The organism is Kitasatospora albolonga (genome assembly GCF_039535905.1).
Lineage (GTDB): Bacteria > Actinomycetota > Actinomycetes > Streptomycetales > Streptomycetaceae > Kitasatospora > Kitasatospora albolonga.
The window spans coordinates 39,253-64,115 of record NZ_BAAAYB010000127.1 but is presented as its reverse complement, the minus strand read 5'-3'; the positions used below and the strand labels follow the sequence as shown (position 1 = coordinate 64,115).

Here is a 24,863-nt window from a genome sequence, read left to right as displayed (position 1 = left end):
ATGCCCCCGTCTGCGGCTCGGACGAAGGTCTGCCACAAGCTCTGGTCCGAGGTGATCAGAGCCGCACCCGTCAACGGGGCCAGTGGGGGCAGCGGGTGATCGGCGCAGGTGAGGGTGACCTGCCAGCGGTGCTTGACCGGGTCCAGACCTGGCGGCACCTCGGCGGCGAGCGCGAGCGCCGTCTCAAGGGACCCGTCGGGCATCACAGCGGCGGGAAGGGATGTGGGCTGATCCCAAGCTGTCTGCAGCACCACCATCGACCGGCCGTGGAAATCCAGGTCCTGCGGATCCAGCACCGTGTACGGAAGCTTCTCCTCTTCGGCTGGCTCGATCATCCGGTAGCCGCGCTTGTCCCAGAGTTCGTTGATCCTCCGTTGGACCTCGGGCTGGTCGAGCGAGGCGCTAGTGACGGTCATCTGGTCGTTTCGGTTGCCCAGTTGGAACAGCCACATCGAAGCGAGGGACAGCTCCTCCGCCGGGAGCCACACGACCGTGACGTGGAGCTGTCTGAGGACCTGTGCCAGAGCGAAGTCTTCCGGGCCTTCCCCCAGCACCACCGTGGTCGCCCCGCGCCGGAACCCCCGTCGGACCGGAATGCACAGACCGGCTTCGTGGGACATCATCGCGAGCGCGTCCGGCGCCGCCTCGGGATGGAACTCTTTCAGGAGAGGCGACTCGCTGCCCTGGACGGCAGCCTGCAGCCAGCGCCCGGCTTCTACCGTTTTCTCCGACGGGCATTCCTGCGCCCCGACGTGCATGGCGTAGGCGAGCGAAGCCGCCGTTGTGACGAGCGCCTTCGGAACACCGAGCAGCGGGGCGACCGCCACCGACTCCAGCTCCGTCAACGACTGGCTGTCGCCGACGTCGAACAGGTGCTGGACATGGACGAACTCCTCCCGCTGGTTGGCCGCGAGGCGTGACCGCAGCGCGGTAGCCACCTCCTGAGCGGCTTGGACGTAGTCCGGCGTCCAAGGATTTTTGCGCAGAGACAGCCCGAACTGCTCCAACACCCCAGCATCGTCGATGCTCTGCCGGTCAAGCGCTGCATCGATGAGGCCCGGGATGATCTCGTCCGCAGTCCCAACCGACGGCACGTACGGCACCACCTGATCGGGCTGCAGACGAGCCAGGCCCCGCTGCAGTGCCGGATGCTCCACCGTCCCCGCCGGAAGCACCACGCTCCCGCTGCACCCCCACACCCTCGACAACCGGGCAAGAGCAGCGGCCGACCACCGCACCCAGTCCTCATTCTGCGGGGCTACGACCACCAGACGAGGCGGCCTCGCGGCATACGAAAGCGGAAGGAACGTCAGCTGCTCAGACACCCAGCAAGTCTCCCAGCGCGCAGGGACACCGGCGCCCCAAACCCCGAGAACACCTCGCCCAGCACCCACCTGACAGGCCATCAAGACAGCGCTCCCAGCGAACCGCCCTAGGAGCTCCCACTGAGCCAGTGAAAAGTCCCAGACCACCTCACAGGACCCACGATTCCCGACCTATCAGCGATACCCGCAGGTCAACAGCCAAGTGGGCAACCGTGAACCTCCTGAACGATCAAGGAACCGCGAAACAGCCCCCTCCACACCCGCCAGCGACGTCCCACACCACCCACAACACCCCAGACCACCCGCTACAACGCACAACTGAAATGACGACCCGTCACAACAGGGCCTCCTGGCGTGCTCACGGTCTCGACAACCTCGAGCTGCACCAGGGGCCCTGTCTCCATGCCCGGCACGCGGCAATATCACCCGACCGAGCCACACCAATCGAACCCACGTCCATCAAGACCGGTACAACAACGGCTTCTAAACAGCGCAACTCTCACCAAACCAGCGACATCACCAGCTCATGGCGCCACCCGCCTGCCCCTCGACACGGCCAACTCACCCACCTACCGCCACACCCCGGCCGACCCCGACACCAGAAACGCATCAACCAACCTGCGAAACCCCACCCCACGACCGCTCAACCCCGCACACCCGCCGCCACGCCATAAATCCTCACAAAATCAGAACCAGCGGGACCTCATTTCGGGCCCACCATCGAGAACGATGGCGGGCCCGAAATTAGAATCGAGGGATGACTTCAGATTCTCCTTAGAATGAGAGCAAGTTCATTCATTGTAGCTGCACAGAAATCCTGATTCTGCATCTTAAAACAACCGAGCGCGTCAGGATTTCCCGGCCCTGCCGACCGCATAACTCGATCGATTCTTTCGGGAACGATGTACCACGTTCGCCCGCCGAGTGAGACCGTCCACTCGTACACCGTGTCGGCAGAGCCAACGGCATCGCCGATCAGAGTAGCAATTGACACAGTGGGGCTTGCATACCGCCAAGCAATCAACGGGGGGCGAACCAATCCGTCGAGAGGATCCACCCCGACCGACAGCCTACCCCACTCCACTACACCATGACGACGAAGCGCTTCAAGAGCATATTCGGGTGAAATCATACCGTCGGCCTTCCCCAGCGTATTCCCGGATTCAGCTTCTTCAAAAGCTTGAAATAATCTCCGGCCGGAATGGCGCTCATTGACAAGCGAGGATCATATACATAGCGGCCATCAGTATAAACCTGATGGAAAATATAGCTCTCAGTGACTCGACCCTCGGGGACATCGATCCAACCTCCCCCGTCGACCCTGCCCTCGATAATCTTTCCAACCCCTCCTGCCTCTCTGAGTAGCCGCGCAGCAATTTCAGAACAGTCATACTCGTAAATATGAATAGGGAGCGTCGGCATCACATCAAGGACTGACTGAACCGGAGGATGCGCAAGATTAGGCGGCCGGAAATCCAGGTCGCACACGCTCAGATCCCGATTGTGCACAAGAACTGGCGTGGTGGCAGCGACGACGTAGTAGGTGTGCAGGTCACCGACGGTGAGATTATACGCAACGCGGCTGCTGTCGTCGTGACTGACGCTGGCGACTGTAACGGCGGCACCGTTCGGGGTGCGCAGGGTGTCACCGGGGCGGAGCTGAGATGCGTCGCGCCAGGAACGCTGGTTCTCGGTCCAATACCGGTGATGGTCGGTCGAGATGACGGTCCCGCTGCCGGAAGAATCGAGTTGTACGGTGGTGAATCCCCGGTCGTCGGGGGTGCGGATCGTCGCCTGTACAGGCTTGGATTCGGTTCGACCGGTGATCGGGTCGGTTGCTAGGACACTGTCACCGACAGTCACCTGCTCGATCGGGCGGATACTGCGGTCAGCCATCAAGACTCCGGTGCCTGCCGGGAAGCTGTCGAAACAGCTGGTTGTGGGCCCTGCCGCTGATACAGCCTTGCGCTCGCGGTTGATGCCCGAGAGGAGGTCGGCCCCCTTCTCTCCCCATTTTCCGAACTTGACGGCAGTTGCCGAATATCCTGCGATCGGGATCGCGCTGGCGCAGGAGAGTCCAGCGTCTACATACTTCTTCTCAATCCCGTAGATCCCGCAGCTGAGGAGGTCCATGGGTTCCCCGAGGACCGGGATTGTTCCAAGAGTGTCGAGAAGGAGGTGAACGCCGTCGAGTGCGGTGAAGCCGCTCTTCTTGGCTCTTGCCTCTGAAAAGTCAGAGAGGGCCTTATCGAACTCCTTCTCCCATTCCTGGCGGTCCATTTGGGCGCTCACCATAGCGTTGCTGGCGAGCGCTGCCAGGGTGAAGATTTCCTGCTTGCTCTTGCCGAGCGCCTCCGCGGACGTCCTTGCCTCGATGGCCTTCTTTCCGGCTTCCTCGGCGAACTTGCTTGCTGCGCGCTCCGATGCTGTGGCCCATCGCGCGCTGGAGGCGGCGCTGTTTGCGGCCTGCTGGGCCTGCGCGGCGGACTGGCGGGCCTTCTTCGCGGATTCGGCGGCTTTGGCTGCGGCGTCGGCGGCCTGGCCAGCGGAGGCTCTGGCCTGCCCCGCGTATATGGATGCCTGATTTTCGGATTTCGTCGCGCTGGTGGCCCAGTCGTTCGCTTCGTTGGCCGCGTTGCGCGCGAGGGCGGCGACCTTGAAGGCTTCGGCGGCGTTCTGCTGGGCGGTGGCGGCGGTGCCGGCGGACTGGGCGATCATCTGGTCGATCGCAGCGTTGTGGTGGGCGGTGAGCTGGTCCTTCTGCTGCGCCTTGTACTGGCCGGTTTCAACGAAGGAGCGGACTGCTTCGAGGGGCCCGTCGAAGGCGATCCTCGCGGCGGCCTTGACCTCAGGGGTTCCGCTGCTCATGGCCCGGGACACCAGGACGCGGTCGTCGGTGGCCCGTGCCCGGTACTGGCCGACACTGAGAAAGTCGGCCAAGACAGTGCTGGCGCCGTTGTCGAACGCGTTCTTGCCCGCCTGGTGGACGCTCGGTCCGCCCGCGTTGAGGACCTGAACCACCCGCACCCGCAGGTCGGCGGCCTGGACGTCGTACTGGCCCGTGGTCAGGAAAGCGTGAACAGCGGCGGCGTCGCCCTTGAGAGCGGTGGTGGCCGCGGTGGCGATCGGATCAGGGGCGGCCGGATCGCCAGAGTCGTTTTCGCGGATGATCTGCTGGACGCGGGTGCGCTCGTCACGCTCGGCTGCCTGGGCCCAGCCGGTGCGGGCGTACTCGGCTACGACTGCGTCGGTGTCGGCGAGGGCGAACTCGGCGGCGGACTTGCTCCACGGGCCGCGGGTCTTCATCGCGGCGACCGCCATCCGCCGGCCCTTCGCCGCGATCTGCTGCTCGTCGGCACCGGTCTGCGCGGCCTCGGCTGCGAGGCGGGTGGCGTCGGCATCGAGCTGCCTGGCGTCGTCGACGTCCTTCTGCAAGGCCGCCTGCCGCTCCTCCTCGGCGACGCGCAGGTCGTTGGCCTGGTTGATGCCCTGGACGGTGCGGGTGGCGAGGTCTTCGGCCTCGGTGCGGGTGGCGAGGTCGCGGAGCGATTTCTGCTTCTCCACCGCCGAGCTCGCGGCGTCGGCGGCCACCTTGGCCGCGTCGGCCTGGGCCTTTGAGCGGTCCGCCGCGGCGGAGGATTCCCCGGCGTGCTGCCACGCCCAGGTGGCGGCCTCGGCTGCGGCCCGCAGGCGGTCGGCCGCCGATGCGGCGGCGTCCGCCGCCTCCTTCGCGGCGCGGGAGGAGTCAGCGGAAAGCGCCTGGGCCGCGGTGGCCGCGCGCGAGGACTCGGCGGAGTTGCGGCGCGCGACGGCTGCCGCCGCACGGGCCTCGGCGGCCGGGGCCTTCGCCTGTTCGGCGAAGGCGGCCGAGGCGTCGGCTGAGGTGGCTGCCTGGTTCGCCTGGTCGTTCGCGTCCTTCGTCAGCTCGATGGTGACTTGGTACGCCGCATCGGCCTCGGCTGTGGCGCGTGTCCAACCGGAGACCCCGCTGATCTCGTTCGCCAGGCGGGTGGCCTTGCCGGCAGCTTCCTGTGCCTCTGTGATCTTCGTCTTGTCCCAGGACACCGCCGCGGCCGCCGCGAGGGTCTTGGCCGCCTCCTGCAGCGCGCCGACCATGGCGCTGTTCGCCCGGGAGGCCGCGTTGGCGGTCCGGCGGGAGGACGCCACGGCCGCCCGGGCCGCGGTGGCGGCGGTCTGCGACGCCTGCGCGGCCCGGCGCGTGGCCTCGGCCGCCCGTGCGGAGGCCGCTGCCGCCTTGGTGGCATCGCCCTTCGCGGCCTCCGTCTCGGCTGCTGCCTTGGCCGCGGCCTCCCGGGCCAGGCGGGCGGCGTCGATCGCGCGGTCCGCTTCCTCCTTGGCCTGGGTGAGGCTCGCCTTTGCCTGGGCCCCGGCGGTTTCCACCTGGGCCGCGAGCTGGCTGATGCTCGCGTACTCCGCGTCGCGGGCCTGGGCGACGAACTGCCCGACCTCGAGGAAGTCACGGACCTCGTCGGGCGTGCCGTTGAACGCGATCCGGCCGGCCGCCTTCGTCTGCGCTCCGCCCGCGCTGATCGCCTGGGCCGCCAGGACGCGGTCGTCCTGCTCACGCATCCGGTACTGCCCCTGCTCCAGGAAGGTCCGGGCGTCCTGGGGCGTGCCATCGAACGCGGTCCGGCCGGCCTTGGCAACGGCCGGGCCTCCGGCGTTGATCGCTCGGACGACCGCCTGTCGGTCGTCACGCTCCTGCGACACCTTCCAGCCGTCCTTCAAGAACGCGGACAGCTCGGCCGGCGTGCCCGCGAGTGCCTTCTTCGCGGCTTCGCGCACCTCTCGGCCGCCGATGCTGACCACCTGCAGGGCCAGCTGCCGGTCATCGAGCACCTCGGCCGCTGCCCGGTCCGTGTCCAGGAACCGGCGCACATCGGCATCCGAGCCCAGCAGGGCCACCTCGGCGGCCGCCTTCACGGCCGGCCCGCCCAGCTTCCAGAACCCGACGGCCCGCCCGCGGTCGGTCGCCGGCAGCGCCGACGCCGACGGCGCGGGCACCTCGGCCGCGAACGAGGGCACAGCCGTCACCAGACCGGCGGTCATGGCCAACGGAAGCAGGCCGTGCGCCAACGCGAGGGAAGAACGCCACCACCCCCCGCCGCCTCGCGCCCGAACATTGACTGAACTCAACGCCAATCCCTCCCAATCACCGCGCGGATAAATCGCTGGCGGATCTTACCCGAGAAAGCGGCGTAAACGAACCCAAGATCAACTTAGGGGGCCGTTGAATCGACTTTATGGTGGCCTGATACCTTGCGCTGACAGCCTCTATCGAGTCGTGTTTCCCGGGCGCTTGGCCAGCACCCTGCAAGGCGAGCTGTTTGCCCCGCCTTGAGGCAGATTAAGAAGCGTGACTCGAACCAAGGCAAGCACAATGTCCGATTTGGCACGTTTGAGAAAAATTAGTGCGCTTTGAAAAGTGAAAGAGATCACATGTCGATCCGTATGCGCCGATGGGCGCTAGCCGGCGCAGCCGTTGCCGTAGCCGCCGTTCTCGGTGCGCCTGCCCTCGCAACGGCCGCCGACAACGCCACCGACAACGCGCTGGCCCCGTTCGGAGTCGAGGACGGGGCCTACCCCGGCGCGGACCAGATCCTCCAGGAGAAGGGGATCACCCTGACGGCGGGCGACGGCCAGATCAACCTCGTGAGCTGCACGCAGGGTCACCAGATCGAGCTCTACTCCAAGGCGGGCGCCAGGGATCCTCGTGACCGGTACTGCTTCAGCGCACCCGCCTCGGCCGGCTGGCTCACCATGTCGATCCCGGAGGTCTACACGATGAGCACGACCGCCGAGAGGGCACTGACCGCAACCGTCTCCATCGATGGCAACACGGCAACCCTGCAACTGCCCAAGAATGGGGCCGCCAATGTCGGTGAACACAGCGTGAGCAACCATGGTGTCGTCCTGGAGCTTCGCATCACGGGCTGAGTCAGGTCACGCCTCACCCTCCTGTCTCACGCGCGGCTGCCGTGCGCGATCATATATTTTCCAGATGTCTTGAGGGCGAACCTTTACGTTCCTCGGCGCCAGCGGCGCAGGGCCGCGCCAGCAGCGAACACAATGCCAACCTCGGGGCCGGATGTGCGGCCGTGTGGTGGCCTGATGTTTTCCGCCCCACGGCCTCCATCGCGTCCTGACCCCCGGCGCCTGGCCAGCGCCCCGGGTACGAGCTGTTTACCCAAGTCCAATGCAGGTGAAGAAGCGCGGCCCAGGCAGGCATAATGTCCGATTTCGCACGTTTGGCAAAATCAATGCGCTTTAAAAAGTGAAAGAGATCACATGTCAATCCGTATACGACGATGGTCGCTGGTCGGCGCAGCCGTCGCTGCGGCCGCCGTTGTCAGTGTGTCGGCCCTCGCGACCGCTGCCGACAGCACCACCGACAACGTGCTGGCCCCGTTCGGGGTCGAGGACGGGGCCTACCCCGGCGCGGACCAGATCCTCCAGGAGAAGGGGGTCACCCTGACGGCGGGCGACGGCCAGATCAGCCTCGTGAGCTGCGGATCGGCGCATCAGATCGAGGTCTACTCCCGGCTGGGCCTCAGGGATCCTCGTGACCGGTTCTGCTTCACGGCACCCACGTCCACCGGCTGGCTCACCATGTCGATCCCGGAGGTCTTCGCGGTGCAGACCACACCCGAGCGGGCGGTGGCCGCACGCGTTTCCGCCGACGGCAACACGACGACCCTGCAGGTCGCCAAGGACCAACTGGTTCCGGTCGGTGAAGGCAGCAGGAACTCCAACGCCGTGATGCTCGAACTCCGTGTCACGGGCTGACCCGGACATCTGCCCCGACCCTGCCCTCCTCTGCGTCGCGTGCGGCGGACGTACGCGCACTCGCACCGGATTTCCATAGCTTTGAGGACCAACCTGCATGTTCACTGCCCGTCAACTTCCACGGCCCACCACTGCTCTGGCGACCGTCGCGCTCAGCATCGCCGCTCTCGCCAGCGGGCTGTCATCCAGCACCGCTGGCGCGGTATCCGGTGATGCCCAGACCGACGCGTCCTTCGCATTCACCGCCAAGCTCACCATCGGTGACAAGGGCCGTGTCTGCTCCGGCGCGCTCGTGAACCAGTACTGGGTCCTCACCGCCGCCAGCTGCTTCGCCGACAACCCGTCCCAGAGCCTCACCCTCCAGGCCGGCGCCCCGAAGGAACGGACCACCGCCGTCATCGGCCGCGCCGACCTGACCAACACCACCGGCGGTCACGTCACCGAGATCGCCGAGATCGTGCCGCGCACCGACCGTGACCTCGTCCTGGCCCGCCTCACCGCTCCCGCCGCCGGCATCACTCCCCTGGCTCTCAGCACCAGCGCCCCCGCCCAAGGTGAAGACTTGCAGATCGCGGGCTACGGACGGACCAGGACCACCTGGTCCAAGGACAAGCTGCGCACCGCCACCTTCACCGTCGGCAAGATCGCAGCGACCGGGGTCGACCTCGCCGCCAAGGCACCGGCCGGCGCGGCCATCTGCAAGGGCGACACGGGCGGCCCGGCCTGGCGCACCGTCGACGGCCAGCCCCAGCTGGTGGCCGTCAACAGCCGCTCCTGGCAGGGGAGCTGCCTTGGCATCCCCGCCGCCGAGACCCGCACAGGCGCCTACAGCACCCGTGTCGACGGCCTGGCAGCGTGGCTGAAGGAGCAGGTGGACCGGACCGACCGGTGGACGGAGACTGCACCGGTCGCGGTGTACCACCCGGACAAGAACACCATCGAGGACTTCCGCATCGGGGCGGACGGCCAGGTGTACCACGCGTTCTACACCACCGGCGGCGCCGGCTGGAGCAACTGGAACCTGGTCGCACCGGGCCAGTTCACCGCGATCAGCACCGTTCACCAGACTGACCTGAAGACCAGTGAGGTGTTCGCACTCGGCACCAACGGGCAGGTCTACCACTCCTTCTACACCACCAACAGCCCCAGCTGGAGTGCCTGGAAGCTGGTCGCCCCCGGCACGTTCACCGCGCTGAGCACGGTCTACCACGCCGACAAGAACACCATCGAGGTCTTCGCCACCGGCACCGACAAGCAGGTCTACCACGCCTACTACACCACCAACAGCAGTGGCTGGAGCAGCTGGAACCTCATCGCCTCCGGCACCTTCAAGGGCCAGACCAGCGCCGTCTACCAGGCCGACCTCAAGACCATCGAGATCTTCGCGCTGAGCACCGACGGGCAGGTCTACCACTCCTTCTACACCACGGGCAGCCCCAGCTGGAGCGCGTGGAAGCTGGTCGCCCCCGGCACGTTCACCGCGCTGAGCACGGTCTACCACGCCGACAAGAACACCATCGAGGTCTTTGCCACCGGCACCGACAGCCGCATCTACCACGCCTACTACACCACCGGCAGCAGCGGCTGGAGCAGCTGGAACCTCATCGGCTCCTGATCACGCCTCACCTGGCCGGGACGACACGCCCAGGACAATCTCCCCGGTCAGGCCGCTGGTGTGAGCTTGCCTCTGGGAGGGCTCGGCGCGGACCCGGTCAGGTGCGGTTCGCCGATAGTGACGTCCAGCCCGCGACGACAAGATCGTCGACACCCCGGTCCTGACGTTCACCCACGCGAGGTAGGACGCGTTCCTCTACCGTGCGGTCCCCGGTGGGTTCACCCTCCGCAGACCGCACGCCGCTCAAGAACTTGGTGGCCCGGCGCATCCCGCGTCGGGCCACCAACTTGTCCCGGCCCGCACTGGCGCTGGCGGTAGCGCGACAGTCAGCGAAGAGCGCGCTCTCGGGGTGTGTCTAGTGCTCTGACCGCACAGGTCCACCGGGTTGGTGGTGGCACGGTCCGGACGGGTTGGATGTGAGTCGACATCCAAGGTTCGGGGAGCGTGGTGGCGGGGCCGGTGAGGGTTCGGAGACTGACGGATCAGGAAGGTCAGCAGTTACATAGGATTGTGCGTCGGGGCAGTACGAGTTCGGTGCGCTACCGCCGGGCGATGATGCTGCTGGCCTCGGCCGGCGGCAACCGGGTGCCGGTCATCGCCCAGCTGGTAGCGGCCGACGAGAACACCGTGCGGGATGTGATCCACCGGTTCAACGAGATCGGCCTGGCCTGTCTGTGGACCCTCGGTGGGCGGGAGGCCGTCCTCGCCAACTCAGCACTGACGACGAGGACTTCGTCGTCCAGATGGCCACCACCCGCCGGGCCAAGCTCGGCCAGCCCTTCACCCGCTGGTCGATCCGCAAGCTCGCCGCCTACCTGCGCAAGGTTCATGGCCGGGTGGTCCGCCTGGGCCGCGAGGCCCTGCGCTGCCTGCTCTCCCGACGCGGCGTCGCCTTCCAACGGGCCAAGACGTGGAAGGAGTCCACCGATCCGGAGCGCGAAGCTAAGCTCGACCGGATCGAGCACGTGCTGAAACGCTTCCCGGATCGCACGTTCGCATTCGACGAGTTCGGGCCGCTCGGCATCCGCCCCACCGTAGGCAATTGCTGGGCCGAGCAAGGCCGGGCGAACCGGCTGCCTGAGACCTACCACCGCACCCACGGCGCTACCTACTTCCACGGCTGCTACTCGATCGGCGACGACTCCCTGTGGGGCGTCAAACGCTGACCCCGCATCGGCTCGGACTGGGCCCGGCTCTGGGCGAAGGAGCACGGGGGCAGCCTGGCCGCGCCGGCGCGGGCGGTGATCGGCGGCGGGTACGCCATCAGGGCCTGGCTCGCCGCGCTGCGGGCCGCCGCCGAGGTGCCGGACGGCGAAGCGGTCGCACTCGACGCGGAGCGCCGGGCGCAGCTGGAGGCGGTCGACCCGTGGTGGGCCCCGCGCTGGCCGATCATCTGGCAGCGCTCGTACGCCGTCGCCCGGATGTGGTGGCTGGAGGCCGACGGCCAGACCGACTGGGCCGGGCTGGACGTGGGCCTGCAGTTCGACGGCGAGGAGCGGGGCCGGCGGGTGCGGGCGCAGCGGGCCGCCTTCGCAGGGCTGAAGCAGGAGCGGCAGGACCTCCTGGCGGCGCTGGGCATCGAGGAGGACCAGGAGCCGGCCGCTGCCCGGGCGAAGGTGGCGGCCCGGCCGAACAAGTCCCGGGGTGACCGGTTCGCGGCCGGCCTCGCAGCCTTGGCGGCGTTCGTCGCCGAGCACCAGCACGCGAAGGTGCCCCGCCCTCACAAGCAGCCATTGGCGGCGGAGACAGGGGACAGAATAACGTTGTTCGCGCTTCGCACCTGGCTCAACAACAACAAAAGCCGCAGGGCGGGGCTGACGACGGATTAGCCCGCGCCGCTCGCCGAGCACGGCGTGGAGTGGGCGGTGGTGGAGGCGTGAGCGGGGCCGCTGTGCCTGGTGTGCCGTCGGGTGGTGACGCCCGGGGTCAGATTCCGATTCGCACCAGGAACATGCGCACCATCAGCAGCGCGTCGACGACGACGACGCCGACCAGCAGAGGGCTGGGGGTCTGCCGCAGGGTGGTGGCGCCGATCCTGATGCCGAGGGCGAGGAGTACCGCCGAGGCGGTGAAGACGGTGCCGACCAGCAGGGAGGGCGCGCCGAGTTCGGCGGCCAGGTTGCCGGCGATGAAGGCCAGGAGCACCTGGGGGATGCCGAGCAGCCAGACGGCGGCGACGCGTCGGGGGGGCCGGTCGGGGCCGGGTGGTGGTCTCGTGGAGCGGCCCCGGGCTGCCCGGCGAGGGCCCAGACGGGGGGTACGGCGGGGGCGGGGGGACGGGAGGGGTTTGGGCCGGACTGGGTACGAGGCCGTCCAGTGCGGTCTGGATCAGGTGTCCGAACACGGCGTCGGCGGCCATCTCGCGGGCCAGCACCTCCGCTGCGTCCGCTTCGGCGGCGGCGCTCCACTCCGTGTCGAGGCGCAGCACCGCCGATCGGCCCGTCTCCGTTCGGCCGAGGCGTTCCCGTACGAGTGCGATCACCTGGGCCTCTGGCCCCGTCGCCGCCCCGCCCCTGGCGACGGATTCGACGAGCACCCGGACCGCGGCCGCAGCCGGTTCCTGCTCCTGCATGTGCGTCCCCTCGTTTCCGCTCCCGGTGATGGTAGGGGCGGGCATGAAGGGCCGCCAGATGGCCGTGTCAGCTGAGCCGGGCGCGTGCGCACGCCGGCCGTTGTGGCAAGTCTGCGGCCGTCTCACGCCGGGGTGGCGGCGCCTGCGGCCGGCTTTCTGGCACGCCGAGGAGATCGGGCGGCAGTGGAGCCGGCCAGGGCGGGCTTCGCCGGTGTCGAGGGGCTGGGTGGGGGTGGGGCCGGGGTAGCGGGCGCGTTCCAACCAGCGGTCGGCGATGAGGTTGCCCTGCGCGTCCTTCTCGTCGGGGTAGGCCGCGCGGGCCTGCGCGGCGATCCGGTCGCACCATCAGCCGACCGCGGCCTGGGCGTCGCCTGGCTCGGGGACCGGCATCACGAAGTCGGGGTGCGGCTCCGCCTCGGTCTGCTCGGGGGCCTCGGTGGTGTCGGCGCTGGCGGTGGGGGTGTCGGGCACGCCGGGATCGTGGAGGGCGCCACCGACACCCTCGGGTGGCCGCCGCTGTGACCGGCAGCTCAGGATCGGTGGTGACCGGCGAGGCCCCGCTCCTCGCGGCGGAACCGGACCTGTGGGGCGCGTCGTCGTGGAGTACGACCTTGGGGGGAATCGTTGCTCGAATTCTTCGTGCTTGTCGCAGTGGTGCTGGCTGGGCTGGTTGCCGCGCCGGTCCTGTTCATCCTGGGGACCGTGGTACTGGTCCGCAGCAGCAGCGACGCCGGTCCGTCCGGCGGCCTGCGCGGGGTGGCGCTGCTGTCGGCCGGGGGCGCGGCCGCCGCGTACCTGTGGGGTGCGCTGCACCTCCTCGGCGCCGTCCTGACGACGGACGACAGTGGAACCGACGCTTTCCCGATCCAGCCCTGCCGTGAGGGCGGCATGGCCCGGGCGGAGACGGTCGTGGACCACAGCGTGAGCTTCCTGCCGCTGCGCTTCACGTGCGAGCTGCGCGCGGGAGGTGGCTACACCGTCGCCGTACCGGGGTACGTCAACCCGGCCGTGGGGGTTCTCGGGCTTGCTGCTGTGGCCTGCGGGATCCTGGCCGGCGCGGCCGGCGAACGGTCCGACCGAAAGCGATCCCCCGCACCCTGAGCCCGTGGAGAACGCTCGCATTGCCGCAGCGGTGCCCTCCGTGGTTCGCGGGCGCGCGGCAGTACTTGCGCTGCGATACGTCGCCCGGCCGTACCCCGGCGCTGTGTTGTCCGCGGACAACACGGTCGCGGAGGAGGCGGCGGCGCCCCGGGCCTCGGCGACCTGCTCCGGCAGGGCCCGTCGCCCGTTTCGCCTCTGCCCAACCCCGCTCGGGGCAGGGAAACTGACCAGTGTTCAGGAGATGCGACGGGCCGGGGAGACACGACCTGATGAGCGCGCTGAAGCTGATGACCTTCAACGTCCAGTTGCTGCCCACCGTGCCCGGCACGACCTCGCCGGGCAACGAGGCGGAGGGCCGGGCGCACGCGGTGGCGGACGCCCTCGACGCCCTTGCCCCCGACGACCGGCCGCACGTGATCGCCTTCAACGAGGTGTTCAGCGAGACCGGGCGCGACGTCCTCTACGACCGGCTCAAGCCCGCCTACCCGCACATCGCCGTCAAGCTGGACGACTGCGCCATCGGGCAGGACAGCGGGCTGATGCTGTTCAGCCGCCTGCCGTTCCGCACTCTCCCCCCTCAGGCCAGCGACCCCAAGGTGCACTTCTTCTCCTACCCGGACTCGGCCGACAAGGACGCCCTGGCGTGCAAGGGGGTGGGCCTGGTCCAGGTGCTGTTCCCGCCGACCGGGGTGGTGACGATCGCGTTCACCCACACCCAGGCCTTCTACAAGTGGGAGGACCAGTACGCGGCCGAGCGGGCCGGACAGTTCAAGGACCTCGGCCAGCAGCTCTCCCTGATCCTCGGCCCGCCCGGCACCGGGCTCTGGCGCACCCTGGTGGTCATGGGCGACTTCAACGTACGGGGCGACCCGGGCGCGGCCCTTGCGGAGTGGGGCACGGTGTTCGCCGCCCCGAGCGGTGTCTTCAGCACCGACCTGACCGACGGCTGGCGGACCTTCATGCGTCCCCCGAACGCGTTCGTGGAGTCCGATCCGGGCTACACCTGCAACAACCTGGACCCCGGCGAGAACGGGGAGCTCCCGGCCGGGCTGCTGATGCGGCTGGACTACCAGTGCTACAGCCGGGCCCCCGAGCGCAGGCTCGTGCCGCAGCACATGCGCACCAGGTTCCGCGCGCAGAGCGACCACTGGTCGCTGGAGGCCGACGCCCACCTGGAGACCCCCGCCTGCACCCCCTCCCGCGCCGTCACGGTGCCCTCCGCCACCACCCCGGAGGGGCTGCGGGCGTACGGGCTGAACATCGTCCACGACGGCAGCTACCAGTGGGTGTACATCGAGGAACCCGGGACGTACACCGTCTTCCCCGAACCCCAGCTCGACATCGACCTGTTCACCGCTGACGACATGTCAACTCCCCTCGTCCCCTACGACGTCCTGCCACCGGCCGCGAGCGGGCTGAGCACACTGCCGGGAGACCTGCGCCGGCTCGGGATCGAACCCGGCGCGGACGGGCAACAGTTCGAAAGCCGTGGCCCGTTCTTCATCCGCGTACGGGCCACGCGGCAGAGCGGCGGCTACCGCGGCGTCTGCCACGTCGGCGTCCTGCGCCACCGCGGTGAGACCCGAGCCACCGCCATCGCCCTTCTGCCCTGGGAAGCCGCGAAGGACCCGCAACTACCCAACGGCCAGAAGCTCGGCCCCAACGACGAGTGCTGGTTCCGCGCCCGCATCGACCGCGCCCACAGCGGCCTCCCGCACACCTCCACCTTCACCCTCCTCAACAGCACCGGCCACGAAGCCGCTCTCGAGGTCCTCAGCGGATCGGCCGGGACGCTCACCGCCTCCGGAAGCGGACCCCTCTCCGAGGTGGACCTGAGCGCCGTCGGCGTCGAGGTGGTGATGCTGCGCCTGCTGCGCTCCTCCCTCACCGACACCGGATTCCGGGTGGGCTGGAAGTCGGGCCTGACCTACCTGCGCTCCACCCCCACCGGTCCGATGGTCCTGTGCTGCATCGACGAGACCGGACCCGACTGGGCCGGCGGCGACGAGATCACCCTCCAACTCCAGGCGGACGGCCTGCCGGGCCACTTCTTCAGCACCTACTGGGACGACGCGGACTCCGGCGAGATGCTCAAACTCGAAGGCCAGGTCCCCGTGGTCGCGTTCGCCCAGCACATCGAGGTCTGGGTGAAGGAGCACGACTTCCTCCAAGACCCTCCGGACACCACCCTCATCCAGGCCCTGGCACCCGGCGACCCGCTCACCAAACGCGTCCAGTCGCCCTTCTCCGTCCAGAGCGGCACCTACCGCTTCGAATGCACCCTCACCCGAACCCCCGACTGACCGACCGCAGCGGCCCCGTGGGTACCGGCGCTGCCCGCAGGGTGGCCTGTACCGGCATGCTCCTCCCCCGCATCACCGCCCTGGGAGCTTCGTCACCACCGGCCGCCCGGTCATGAGGTCGGGCGAGGCGGGTTCGGTCGGAGCGTCCGCTGGGAACGCTCGTTCCGTGGACCAAGGGGTAGCCGCGTTGGTCGGCGCCGGGGTGGGTGTCGTCGGATCCGCGATCGTGGGCGGATCGGGCCGGTCGCCCATCGGCTCGTCTCGGCGACGGCCGATCTCCGGGCTCGGGCCGGACTCACAACGGCTCTCGGCGGACGGCCAGCGGACATCTGAGACGGCGTCGCGCCGCCGCACGACCTGGTGGGTTCGGCGGTGGTGTCCCGGGCTCGCCCCGGCCGGGGCGTTCTTGCCGGGTGGGTGAGACCGGTCAGAGCCGGTAGGGGTACAGCTCCACCTTGTCCGCTGCGACGGTGATCTCCACCCAGGTGCCGTCGATTCCGTCGGGCGGTGGTGGCGATCCGATCTCGAACCACACCGGCGAGTCGCCCAGATCGAGAACCGCGAGGGGTTCCTCGACGAGCTCCAGCCGACCGCGCAGGACCACGTGGCCGGCGTGCTCGCGGATGCCCGGTTCGGTGAGCGGGGTCGGTCGGGTGTTGAGGCCCCAGAGGATCTCCTCCCTGACGGTCCACTCGATGTAGTGCCGGCCCGCCACCTCGAACGGGTCGCCGCGCCACACCGCCACGGCACTGCCGACGGATGTGTGAAACCTGACCATCATCCGCTCCGGCTCGGAGGTCGGCATCAACTCTGTCTGCACCAGCACACCCTGATCATCCACCATCCCTCCGGTACGGCCGGCGGACCGACCACGAGCGCGTGTCGGAGGGCAGGTGACCGTCTCACCGGGGCTCGACCCCACCGGGGTGGGCCGAGCTGACCGAGGCCCTGCTCCGAGTGGCTCGCCGCGCTCGGCCTCGACCGGCAAGCCCGCCCGCCCGCCCGCCGTGATGGAACGTCGTGGCGGGCGGGCCGGTAGTCCACTCGGAGTTCTCCGTCAGGCCCCGCTCACCAGGTCACGGGCAGCGACCGCATGCCGTAGATGAACGAGTCGGTACGGAACTCGCGCTCGCCGGCCGGCCGCAGCCCCGGCAGTCGGCGGAACAGCGTCTCCAGGGCGATCTGGAGTTCGGCGCGGGCCAGCGGCTGGCCCAGGCACTGGTGCACGCCGAAACCGAACGCCAGCTGCCGCCGGGCGTCCCGCTCCAGGTCCAGCTCGTCCGTCGCCCGACGGCCGGCGCCACCGAACACCGTCTCGTCCCGGTTGGCGGTGGAGAGCAGCGCCATCACGCCCTCCCCGGCCCGGATGGTGACGCCGCCCAGCTCCACGTCCTCCAGCGCCACCCGGGGCAGGCCGGTGTGCACGATGGTCAGCAGCCGCAGCAGCTCCTCCACCGCACCCGGCAGGGTGGCCGGATCGGCCAGGGCGGGGATCTGCTCGGGGTGGTCCAGCAGCAGCGCGGTCGCCAGCGAGATCATGCTCGCGGTCGTGTCGTGCCCGGCGATCAGCAGCAGCACGCCCATGCCGGCCACGTCGTCCGGGGTCAGGTCGTCGCGCGCGGCGAGCCGGCTGAGGGCGTCGTCCTCCGGGTGTTCGCGCTTGCGGTCCGTCAGGCCGCGGAGGTAGTCGCGGACCTCCTCCTGGGCCACCCGGAGCTGCTCCACGGTGGCCTCCCGGCTGACCATCGTGCGGCTCAGGTCCTGGAAGCGCTCGTGGTCCTCGTACGGCACGCCGAGCAGCAGGCAGATCACCAGTGAGGGCACCGGCAGCGCGAAGTCGGTGACCAGGTCGGCGGTGGTCCGGCCCTCGGTCATCCGGTCCAGCACCCCGTCCACGATCCGCTGGATCTCCGGGCGGTGCTCCTCCACCCGCTTGACCAGGAACTCCCCGGTGATCATGCGGCGCTGGCGGGCGTGCTCGGGGTCGTCCAGTCGCAGGAAGTCCGGATTGTCGGTGATCAGCTCGCGAGCGCCCGCGATCAGCAGCGGGAAGGTCGGGTGGCGGATGTCGGCGCTGAACCGGCGGTCGGACAGTACGGTGCGGACCTCGGCGAAGCCGGTGACCAGCCAGCAGAGGTCGCCGTCGGGCAGCTTGGCCCTGGTCACCGGCCCGGTGGCGGCGGCCTCGGGGTACGCGGGCGGCGGGCCGAACGGACAGCCGCCGGAGTGCGGGGCCGGCAGGGCGAGGACAGGGGTGGTGGGTGCGCTGGTCACAGCGGGGGTCTCCTCACGTCGCGGGTGTTCTCGTGGGGCTGGGGACCGGGAAGGTTCCCGGCGCGGCCTGCGGGGTCGGTGGCGGAGGTCCGTCAGGCCCCGGTCCGCACGGGCTCGCCCCCGGTGACGGTGATCGCCCGGCCCGGGCAGAGCTCGGCGGCGAGTCGGGCGTCGTCGAACTGCTCCGGCAGCAGGACGGTCTGACGGAGCCTCACGAGACCGTCCCGGTCGTCCTGCTCGAACACCGCGGGGGCGTTCGTCACGCACATGCCGGAGGTGCAACAGAGGTCCCGGTCGACGCTCACCTGCATGTCGGGCACCTTTCGCCAGGGCGGCACCGGCTGGCCGGCGGCCGCCTCTCCTTGTCACGGCCAACCTAGCCGCCACTGGTCCAGACCACGGTGGCCGGAACGGGAATGGCTGATTCGGCCACCGTGCGCGAACCCCGTTACGGCGCAAGGCGTTTCACCCCGTGGTACCTGGCCGGACGGGTCGGCGGACCCAGCCGTCCGGACGGCCTCACAGGCCTTCGGTGGTGGCCAACTCCCCTACGGGGAAGGCCGTTTCATGCTCGGCGGCACTCTTGGCCGGCCGGGAGCCCACCACCTCGGCAAACCGCAGGGCCGACCGCGAGGTGACGGGACGTCGCGGGGGGGGGGCAGCAAGGACTGCCCTGGCGGGACAGCAAGGACTGCGCTCGCAGGGTAGCGGTGACTGCACCGGAGGCCGTCGAAGGTGACTTCGACGACGGGTTCCGGCCGGGCCGGCAGCGTCCGGGCGCCCCGGGACGGGCCCCTGCGGCACGGCCGGCCCGCCCCGAAAGGCCGGCCACGCCGTCGCGGAGGCGTCCCCGCGAGTCGTTCGGAACCGCAATCGGGGAGGAGGCCGGACCGAGGAACGAGCCGTCCGGTGACGGCATGTGACGGACGTCGCCGGTCTTGTCCGCCTCCGCGGCGGAGCGGCACCCGCCCGTGCTGCCGGCGACTTCGGCGGCTCGCAGCCCGTCGTAGGTCGGCGAGCGGTCGCGGTCGCCGTCTCGCTGGAGTGCTCCGGCGGCGAGGGCCCGCGCCGTGAACCACACGCGGGGATGCGGGCGTGGTCGCGCACTACGCGGTCGCCACGCCCAGGAACCGCAGCACCGCCGGCACGCGGCGGTGGTCGGCGTCGGCCCTGGGCAGGTCGAGCTTGGTGAGGATGCTGTTGATGTGTTTGGCGACCGCGCTCTCGCTCACGACCAGCTCGGCGGAGATGCCGGAGTTGGACCGGCCGCCCGCCATCAGCTCCAGGACCTCCCGCTCACGCGGTATCAGCCGGTCGAGCGGATCGCTGTGCCGGCGTACCAGCAGCTGCGCGACGACCAGACCAGCACCAGGGTGATGGCCAACCGCAGACGGAACCTCCTCCAGCACTCCGCCCGCCGGCCGTCAGGGGTGTCGGTGCGCCAGACCGACTCGACCTCGACGCGTCCCTCGGCGATGGCCACCGCCGCCAGCGGCACGTCCTCGGGGTGGTAGTAGGGGTGGTCCTGGCCCGCCCCGTACGTACCGTAGGTCGGCCCGGGAACCGTGTGGCTGCGCACCCCCGCCAGGTGTGCCACCCGTCGCACCCAGTCCTCCCGCACGGACCACAACACGGCGACCTCCTGGGCGGTCAGCCAGGCGCCCGGGGTGAACTTCTCGTCCGGATCGGGGTCGCCGGGGGACGGTTCCGGCGCATCACCGTGCGGCGCGGGCGGTCCTGGATCCGAGGTCTGCGACATACGGCCCCCTGACACGGCAGGCCACCAGTACACCCCCATCGGACCTCCACGACACCAGAGTTCCGGGAGCCGCCCCGTGCGAGGTACGCCCCCGCGACCAACGGTTTTGCAGGAAACGAGAATTGGCCGTCCCCCCGGCGGGCACGTCCGCGAGCTCGTCCCGGACCCGGCCCACCCCCACCACCGCCCCGGATGGCTCAACCGTCCGGGACCAAGACGGCAAGCACTGCATCGGCAGTCGGCAGTCGGCAGCCAGGAGAACAGGCCGCCGGCAACTGAACTGCCAGGCCGCACGCCTCCCAGTCAGGCTGGCGTGCTCGATCGCCAACTCTTCCGGGGGGGCGACCCAGCACCCGGCGCATGGTCCCTGCTTGTTGGGACTCAAGGAGTCCGGGTCGGATTCGGTGCGGGTGCCTTCGTCGTCCTGGTCGGGTTCGGTGCGGGTGCCTTCGTCGTCCTGGTCGGGTTCGGCGTGGGTGCCTTCGTGGTCCTGGTGGGGTTCGGCGTGGGTGCCTTCGTCGTCCTGGTCGGGTTCGGCGTCGGCGCCTTCGACGTCCCGCCGGGCGTGGGCTTGGAGTCCTTGAAATGCCAACTCACGCCGGAGATCGCGTTCTGGCTCTGGCCAGCGAAGTACTTGAACAGCCCCGGGGACATGTCGAGGTCGTTGATGCCCGCACCCGGTGCCCGATCGGTCACCTTCGCGGTCGCGGTGCGGCCCTTGTAGGTGATGCTGACCGTCGCGAAGCACACCGATCCGTTGTGGAACATCTGGGGGCTGACCGCCACGATGAAGTCCCCGTCGGAATCCACCGTCCCGCACGCGTTGAGCCCGGGCGAGTAGGAGGTAGCCCGGCCCTTGTACGTGGCCGCGGAGGCCGGCAGTGCCGCCGCCGCGAACACGGCCGCGAATGCCAGCGTTCCCACGCCTGCGGTGATGGTGTTCCTCGTCGAACTCTTCATGGTTCCTCTCAGGTGTTTTCTCATGGGAGTCGCTACACCGGGCCGTGCCCGGAGCGAATTTGACCCTTGTGGCCGGCTCGTCGACCGGTCCGCCGAACCGTGCACCGCGAACTCGGATATGCAGGTGTCGCCCTGGCAACGGTCACCGCACCGGACGCCCGGCACGACGCCGGGCGCTGCATCCAACCGGGCCGACAGTGGGTTTCGACGGAATCCGCCTTCGACGGCGGGTGACGTTACCGTTCCCGGCCGGCCCCCGGCCTTTTCGGGCAGCACCACCGCCATCGCAGCGATCGTCAGCCTTTCGGTGTGGGCACTGCTCGGCTGCCGAGGCCGCCTGTGCGAAAGCATGGCGGGAGCCCCTCCGTACTGACGGCCTCCCCCTCAGAACGAAGATCGCGAACCTGGCAACACCCGAACGCTAGCCACACGAACAACTCCGCGTCCATTCCACGACGCAGAACTGCCCTTTGAGGCAGAGCTTTTGGCCCTTCGTCACAGAAAACACTCTGGCGGCCTTGCTGCCGGCGCTCCCGCAGGTCGACCGCCGAGCGTCCAGGCCGCCTACACATGCGTCACCGCAGCCGGGGTTCGTCTGCGAGGGCTACAGGAGCTTCGGTGTCCTGCCCCCTCCACTCGGGAAAGCGCTGCGACCTGACACCAGGGCAGTCACGTCGGGGCCGTAACGGCCTTCCACCGAGCGGGGTGGGGCGTCGGCCGTGGGGCCCGCGGAAATTGCGTTGCCCGCGCCTTCGGCCGACGTGCACGCTTGCCCGGTGTTCAATGTGCTGTACCCCAAGGATCTGACCTGGGACCAGGTCGACCCCGCCGGCCACCCCTTCGACCCCGTTTCGGCGGCGCGGGAGATCCGCTCGCTCGGCCCGGCCCAGCGGGTGCCCTCCCGGCTCGACCCGGCGCTCGACCTGACCAAGGTCAACTGGGACTGGGACGTCGCCAAGCCGTGGTCCGATGCCATGACACACGTACTGATCCAGCGATTCGGCCCCTGGGCGGCAGGATGGCGCTGGTCGAACGGTGAAGGAGACGTCGACGGCGGACCCGTCGGCAACTGGTGCTGCGCCTCCCACTCGATCAGCACTCCTGAGCAGACCGTCGACCAAGTCGTGGCGGCGCTGTGCGAGTGGCGTGACTGGCTCGAACGCCTCGCGGACCTTTTCGAGGCCTACCCCCTGGACACCGAGCGCCTGGACGCGGACAGGGTCCTGTGGGAGCGGGCCGCTCGCAACCTCATCCTGCAGGTGGCCGACCAGACGGGCGCCGACAGCGGCTGGTACGGGCACTGCAACCAGGTCCTGGAGTGGTTCCTCACTTACTGGGGGGTTGGCCCCGAGCTGGCTGCGCGGCTCGTGAAGCAGGCGGTCGGCGGCCGGTTCAAGAGCTGGACCGCACCGGACTCCGTCCTGGCGGAGGACATCGCCGAACGGATGGTCGGCCCACTGCGGCCGCAGGACACCCAGTGGCCGCCGGAGGCCGGGCCGCTCCCGGACCACCTGGAGCGCTGGATCGCGGTGCGCGAGAGCGTGCCGTGGCCCGCCCGTGAGGACGGCGCGGACACCGGGAAGGTGGTCCCCGCCCGCGACGGCGCCGCGGAGGAATTCCGCTCCTTCGACGCAGCGGTGGACCCCGCCCGCGCCACCGGCCTCCTCACTGCGCTGGATCTGGTGCGGGCCGACGCGGGACGCGGTGCCGTGCTCGACTTCGAACTGCTGCGCGGCTGGCAGCAGCACGTGCTGGGCACACCCGAGCCGCCGAACCTGCGTACGCACCCGGCCTTCGCCAAGGACGGTGAGGAGCGCTACGGGATCGGCCCCGACACCCGTTCCCACCTCGACACCTGTCTCGCGCAGGCAGCCGACAACCGGCGGTCCCCGGCCGCCAGGGCAGCCCGGGCCTACCTCGATGTCTGCTTCTTCCACCCGTTCGACGACGGCAACGCCCGCGCCGCCCTGCTCGCCCTGCTGTTCGTGCTGGCCCGCGAGGGCATCACCCTCGATTCGGTGCTGTTCATCCGCCGGTTCAGCCTCCGGGCCGACGACCCGCAGGACGCGCTGAGTCTGTGCCGCACCGTCGAGTTCCAGATCGCACAGAGCCGCGCCGCCGCTCGGTGACGGTTGCCTCGCCAGTTCGGTGGCGGACGTCGCTCCGGACGCCACGCGCGCGCCTTGGCGGATGTGTATCGGTGAGGACCGTCACCGGCCGAGCGGCGTTCGGTGGCTTCGTTGCCACGGGCGGCCGAGTTGGTCAGGACGTGAAGCCGTCCCAGTACGCTTCGGGGCTTTCGCTGAAGCGTTCGGGGTACCGGTGCCGTAGCTGGGTGTACCGCTCGCTGAGCAGGTCCACCGCCAGGGGCAGACTCGCCCCGAACCGGGCTCGGATGGCCTGGACGGCATGGATCTTCCGGTTACCCGTGATCAGGTCATCGATTCCCGACCATCGCAGGTCGTCCGACCGCTCCGTGTCCACGAGTCTCGCCAGATCATCTCGAAGCCGTTGAACCCCCTGGACGATCTCCGCATCACTCGCAACGCTGAGAACTGCGGAGGGAGCCTCGTCCTGCTCCTCTCGGCGGACGATGCCGAGCTTGATGCACAGCCTGGCCCTCAAGTCGCCGAGTTCCCGCTGCAGTGCGTCGCGTTCGGCGCGGGCCTCGGCAAGCTCGCGCCGCATCGTCTCAAGATCGTCCTCCGCCATGGCGACAGTCTGCCAGGGGCTGCCACCCCCTCGGCCACTCCGGCAGACGGGCACGAACGTAACGGACCTGGCCGTCCGGTGCCACAACGACCACCGCCGACTACGCAGCCGGCGCCTGGACGCCACCGGGCTGCCGACCTGGGCGCTCGTGGCCACTGGGATTCCTTCGAGCAGCCTGCCGGAGGAGCCGCGGCTGCACGACGTTCGGTCCGTTCCAGTTCAACCGCGACCAATACGATGACGCGTTGCGGGGCCTGTGCGCGGAGATCGACTCCGACGCCGTCGAACCCACCTGAGCACCACCAGGTGCGGCCCGGCAGGGTAAGGACAAGGAAGAGGTTCATGGAGAGATTCGAGACGGAGAGTCTGGCGCTGATGCCTGGTCAGAGGGTTCGGGCCAACGTCCTGAGCCATCACCCATGGGGCGTGCTCGTTGAGATCGTCGGCTACGAGAACGCCCGTGGTCACGCCCGTCTCTCGGCCTCTGTCGACATGATCGAGCAGTTCTCCCGAACCACGAGCAGCCATGACGAACTGCTCGCGCTCTTTCCACCCGTCGGTTCGCAGATCGATGCGGTCATCGAGCAGGTCCGCCGCTGGCATCCGCCGGTGTCAGTGCGGCTCAGCATCCGCCCTGCCGACCTGGAGTCGCTGGTCCGGGCCTGCGACTTCTGCGGTGAACGGGTCACGGTGGCCCCAGGCGGAGACGCGCTTGTCCTGGACTCGCGGAGCAATGACGGTCCAGGAAGCCACACCGTCATAGCCCACCGAAACTGCCTGGCCGAGCGGATCCGCCCCGAGAACACCGGAGAGCGGGCTCGGGCATGGGAGATCGGGAAGATGTGCTGAGGATCGGACGGCGCGGACTCGACCGCTCGCTGACGTAGGTGGGGTCGACTGCTCGTGCGGCGTAGATCAACGGGTGATTCAGAGCAGCAGGCGTGATCGTGAGCGCACGGGGTGCTGTGGGGACAGCCGCAGGAGCCGAGGTCGGCGCGGACCTCGCGGTGGGGGTCACCGGTAGAGCCGGCCGACGAGGTGCACCCGAACCGGGCCGGCACGTGACGAGCCGTCACACCCGACCCGGGACAGCAGCGCGAAGAACAGCCGCGCGGTGAACGCGGTGGGTCTGCCACCATCGCCGCATGGACCTTCCGAACGAGCTCGCTGACTGGGTCGACTCCGACGGGGCCGCGTACCTGCTGGGTCGGACGCTCGGGATCTTCGCGGAGGACCAGGACTTCTCGTCGATGAAGTGGGCGTTCTGGACCGCGAACCCGGTGGGAGACGCCCTCCACGAGTCGCTGCTCCAGCTCACTGCGGCGGGCATCCTCGAACGGGACGAGGACGAGGACCGCTTCCGGTGGGCCGGCGACACCGCACAAGTACTCGAAGCAGCCAGGTGGGGGCGACCCCGGCTCACCTGAGCGGCCCG

19 protein-coding genes and 2 pseudogenes are annotated in these 24,863 nt (G+C 69.3%); 10 read left to right on the top strand and 11 right to left on the bottom strand.

Features of this window, described 5'->3' with window-relative positions; genetic code table 11:
- Together ABD946_RS31405 and ABD946_RS31400 are read right to left on the bottom strand one after the other, a co-directional pair.
- Positions 1 to 1,325, bottom strand: a 1,325-nt coding sequence (locus tag ABD946_RS31405; protein WP_345288981.1) for a hypothetical protein, incomplete at its 3' end; no start/stop codon positions are given.
- 1,128 nt (positions 1,326 to 2,453) lie between these two features.
- Positions 2,454 to 6,395 (bottom strand): polymorphic toxin-type HINT domain-containing protein, encoded by a 3,942-nt coding sequence (locus ABD946_RS31400; protein WP_345288980.1) that lies wholly within the window; start codon positions 6,393 to 6,395, stop codon positions 2,454 to 2,456.
- Positions 6,396 to 6,785: 390 nt separating this feature from the next.
- On the opposite strand from ABD946_RS31400, the gene ABD946_RS31395 reads away from it, so the two are divergent.
- From ABD946_RS31395 to ABD946_RS31375, 5 genes and pseudogenes are all read left to right on the top strand, one after another.
- A complete protein-coding gene (locus tag ABD946_RS31395; RefSeq protein ID WP_345288979.1) occupies positions 6,786 to 7,283 on the top strand; it encodes a hypothetical protein in 498 nt (165 codons plus the stop codon).
- Between the two features lie 351 nt (positions 7,284 to 7,634).
- Positions 7,635 to 8,132: a hypothetical protein gene (locus ABD946_RS31390; protein WP_345288978.1), complete on the top strand. Its 498-nt coding sequence runs from the start codon at positions 7,635 to 7,637 to the stop codon at positions 8,130 to 8,132.
- Positions 8,133 to 8,229: 97 nt separating this feature from the next.
- Complete coding sequence (locus ABD946_RS31385; RefSeq protein ID WP_345288977.1) at positions 8,230 to 9,747, top strand: DUF8189 domain-containing protein; 1,518 nt, start codon at positions 8,230 to 8,232, stop codon at positions 9,745 to 9,747.
- Positions 9,748 to 10,194: 447 nt separating this feature from the next.
- Positions 10,195 to 10,910: pseudogene (locus tag ABD946_RS31380) on the top strand (helix-turn-helix domain-containing protein); the annotation flags it as partial.
- A 78-nt stretch (positions 10,911 to 10,988) separates the two neighbouring features.
- Positions 10,989 to 11,576, top strand: coding sequence for a hypothetical protein (locus ABD946_RS31375; RefSeq protein WP_345288975.1), 588 nt, complete (start codon positions 10,989 to 10,991; stop codon positions 11,574 to 11,576).
- Between the two features lie 97 nt (positions 11,577 to 11,673).
- On the opposite strand, the gene ABD946_RS31370 is transcribed toward ABD946_RS31375, so the two are convergent.
- A complete protein-coding gene (locus tag ABD946_RS31370) occupies positions 11,674 to 11,892 on the bottom strand; it encodes a hypothetical protein (RefSeq protein WP_345288974.1) in 219 nt (72 codons plus the stop codon).
- A 772-nt stretch (positions 11,893 to 12,664) separates the two neighbouring features.
- A complete protein-coding gene (locus ABD946_RS31365; protein ID WP_345288973.1) occupies positions 12,665 to 12,790 on the bottom strand; it encodes a hypothetical protein in 126 nt (41 codons plus the stop codon).
- Positions 12,791 to 12,943: 153 nt separating this feature from the next.
- Between ABD946_RS31365 and ABD946_RS31360 the strand changes: the two genes are divergently transcribed.
- Both ABD946_RS31360 and ABD946_RS31355 read left to right on the top strand, forming a co-directional pair.
- Positions 12,944 to 13,420 (top strand): hypothetical protein, encoded by a 477-nt coding sequence (locus tag ABD946_RS31360; protein ID WP_345288972.1) that lies wholly within the window; start codon positions 12,944 to 12,946, stop codon positions 13,418 to 13,420.
- A 269-nt stretch (positions 13,421 to 13,689) separates the two neighbouring features.
- Positions 13,690 to 15,723 (top strand): endonuclease/exonuclease/phosphatase family protein, encoded by a 2,034-nt coding sequence (locus ABD946_RS31355; protein ID WP_345288971.1) that lies wholly within the window; start codon positions 13,690 to 13,692, stop codon positions 15,721 to 15,723.
- Positions 15,724 to 16,150: 427 nt separating this feature from the next.
- Here the strand turns inward: ABD946_RS31355 and ABD946_RS31350 are convergent, their stop codons facing one another.
- The 6 genes and pseudogenes from ABD946_RS31350 to ABD946_RS31325 all read right to left on the bottom strand — a co-directional run bounded on the left by ABD946_RS31350 (position 16,151) and on the right by ABD946_RS31325 (position 21,001).
- On the bottom strand, positions 16,151 to 16,549 hold the full coding sequence (locus tag ABD946_RS31350; protein ID WP_345288969.1) for a hypothetical protein: 399 nt from the start codon (positions 16,547 to 16,549) through the stop codon (positions 16,151 to 16,153).
- Between the two features lie 242 nt (positions 16,550 to 16,791).
- Positions 16,792 to 17,997 carry a cytochrome P450 gene (locus ABD946_RS31345; protein ID WP_345288968.1) on the bottom strand — a complete coding sequence of 402 codons (1,206 nt, stop codon included), beginning with the start codon at positions 17,995 to 17,997 and terminating at the stop codon, positions 16,792 to 16,794.
- A gap of 92 nt (positions 17,998 to 18,089) precedes the next feature.
- A complete protein-coding gene (locus ABD946_RS31340; RefSeq protein ID WP_345288967.1) occupies positions 18,090 to 18,308 on the bottom strand; it encodes a ferredoxin in 219 nt (72 codons plus the stop codon).
- Positions 18,309 to 19,103: 795 nt separating this feature from the next.
- Positions 19,104 to 19,355: pseudogene (locus tag ABD946_RS31335) on the bottom strand (response regulator transcription factor); the annotation flags it as partial.
- A complete protein-coding gene (locus tag ABD946_RS31330; RefSeq protein WP_345288985.1) occupies positions 19,304 to 19,756 on the bottom strand; it encodes a hypothetical protein in 453 nt (150 codons plus the stop codon). The gene ABD946_RS31330 and the pseudogene ABD946_RS31335, both read right to left, overlap by 52 nt.
- Positions 19,757 to 20,137: 381 nt before the next feature.
- The gene (locus tag ABD946_RS31325) at positions 20,138 to 21,001 is read right to left on the bottom strand and encodes an RlpA-like double-psi beta-barrel domain-containing protein (RefSeq protein ID WP_345288965.1); all 864 of its coding nucleotides are present in this window, start codon (positions 20,999 to 21,001) and stop codon (positions 20,138 to 20,140) included.
- A 491-nt stretch (positions 21,002 to 21,492) separates the two neighbouring features.
- Here ABD946_RS31325 and ABD946_RS31320 point away from each other — a divergent pair, with 491 nt between their 5' ends.
- Positions 21,493 to 22,845, top strand: coding sequence for a Fic family protein (locus ABD946_RS31320; RefSeq protein WP_345288964.1), 1,353 nt, complete (start codon positions 21,493 to 21,495; stop codon positions 22,843 to 22,845).
- A 133-nt stretch (positions 22,846 to 22,978) separates the two neighbouring features.
- Here the strand turns inward: ABD946_RS31320 and ABD946_RS31315 are convergent, their stop codons facing one another.
- Positions 22,979 to 23,428 carry a coiled-coil domain-containing protein gene (locus ABD946_RS31315; protein ID WP_345288963.1) on the bottom strand — a complete coding sequence of 150 codons (450 nt, stop codon included), beginning with the start codon at positions 23,426 to 23,428 and terminating at the stop codon, positions 22,979 to 22,981.
- 342 nt (positions 23,429 to 23,770) lie between these two features.
- On the opposite strand from ABD946_RS31315, the gene ABD946_RS31310 reads away from it, so the two are divergent.
- Both ABD946_RS31310 and ABD946_RS31305 read left to right on the top strand, forming a co-directional pair.
- A complete protein-coding gene (locus ABD946_RS31310; protein ID WP_345288961.1) occupies positions 23,771 to 24,277 on the top strand; it encodes a hypothetical protein in 507 nt (168 codons plus the stop codon).
- Positions 24,278 to 24,573: 296 nt separating this feature from the next.
- On the top strand, positions 24,574 to 24,855 hold the full coding sequence (locus tag ABD946_RS31305; RefSeq protein WP_345288960.1) for a hypothetical protein: 282 nt from the start codon (positions 24,574 to 24,576) through the stop codon (positions 24,853 to 24,855).
- The last annotated feature ends 8 nt before the right edge of the window (positions 24,856 to 24,863 follow it).

Coding starts and splice junctions, on each gene's coding strand:
- ABD946_RS31400 (WP_345288980.1), bottom strand. CDS start 6,395: ATGACCGCCGGTCTGGTGACGGCTGTGCCCTCGTTCGCGGCCGAGGTG.
- ABD946_RS31395 (WP_345288979.1), top strand. CDS start 6,786: ATGTCGATCCGTATGCGCCGATGGGCGCTAGCCGGCGCAGCCGTTGCC.
- ABD946_RS31390 (WP_345288978.1), top strand. CDS start 7,635: ATGTCAATCCGTATACGACGATGGTCGCTGGTCGGCGCAGCCGTCGCT.
- ABD946_RS31385 (WP_345288977.1), top strand. CDS start 8,230: ATGTTCACTGCCCGTCAACTTCCACGGCCCACCACTGCTCTGGCGACC.
- ABD946_RS31355 (WP_345288971.1), top strand. CDS start 13,690: ATGAGCGCGCTGAAGCTGATGACCTTCAACGTCCAGTTGCTGCCCACC.
- ABD946_RS31340 (WP_345288967.1), bottom strand. CDS start 18,308: ATGCAGGTGAGCGTCGACCGGGACCTCTGTTGCACCTCCGGCATGTGC.
- ABD946_RS31330 (WP_345288985.1), bottom strand. CDS start 19,756: ATGTCGCAGACCTCGGATCCAGGACCGCCCGCGCCGCACGGTGATGCG.
- ABD946_RS31325 (WP_345288965.1), bottom strand. CDS start 21,001: ATGGCGGTGGTGCTGCCCGAAAAGGCCGGGGGCCGGCCGGGAACGGTA.
- ABD946_RS31315 (WP_345288963.1), bottom strand. CDS start 23,428: ATGGCGGAGGACGATCTTGAGACGATGCGGCGCGAGCTTGCCGAGGCC.
- ABD946_RS31310 (WP_345288961.1), top strand. CDS start 23,771: ATGGAGAGATTCGAGACGGAGAGTCTGGCGCTGATGCCTGGTCAGAGG.
- ABD946_RS31305 (WP_345288960.1), top strand. CDS start 24,574: ATGGACCTTCCGAACGAGCTCGCTGACTGGGTCGACTCCGACGGGGCC.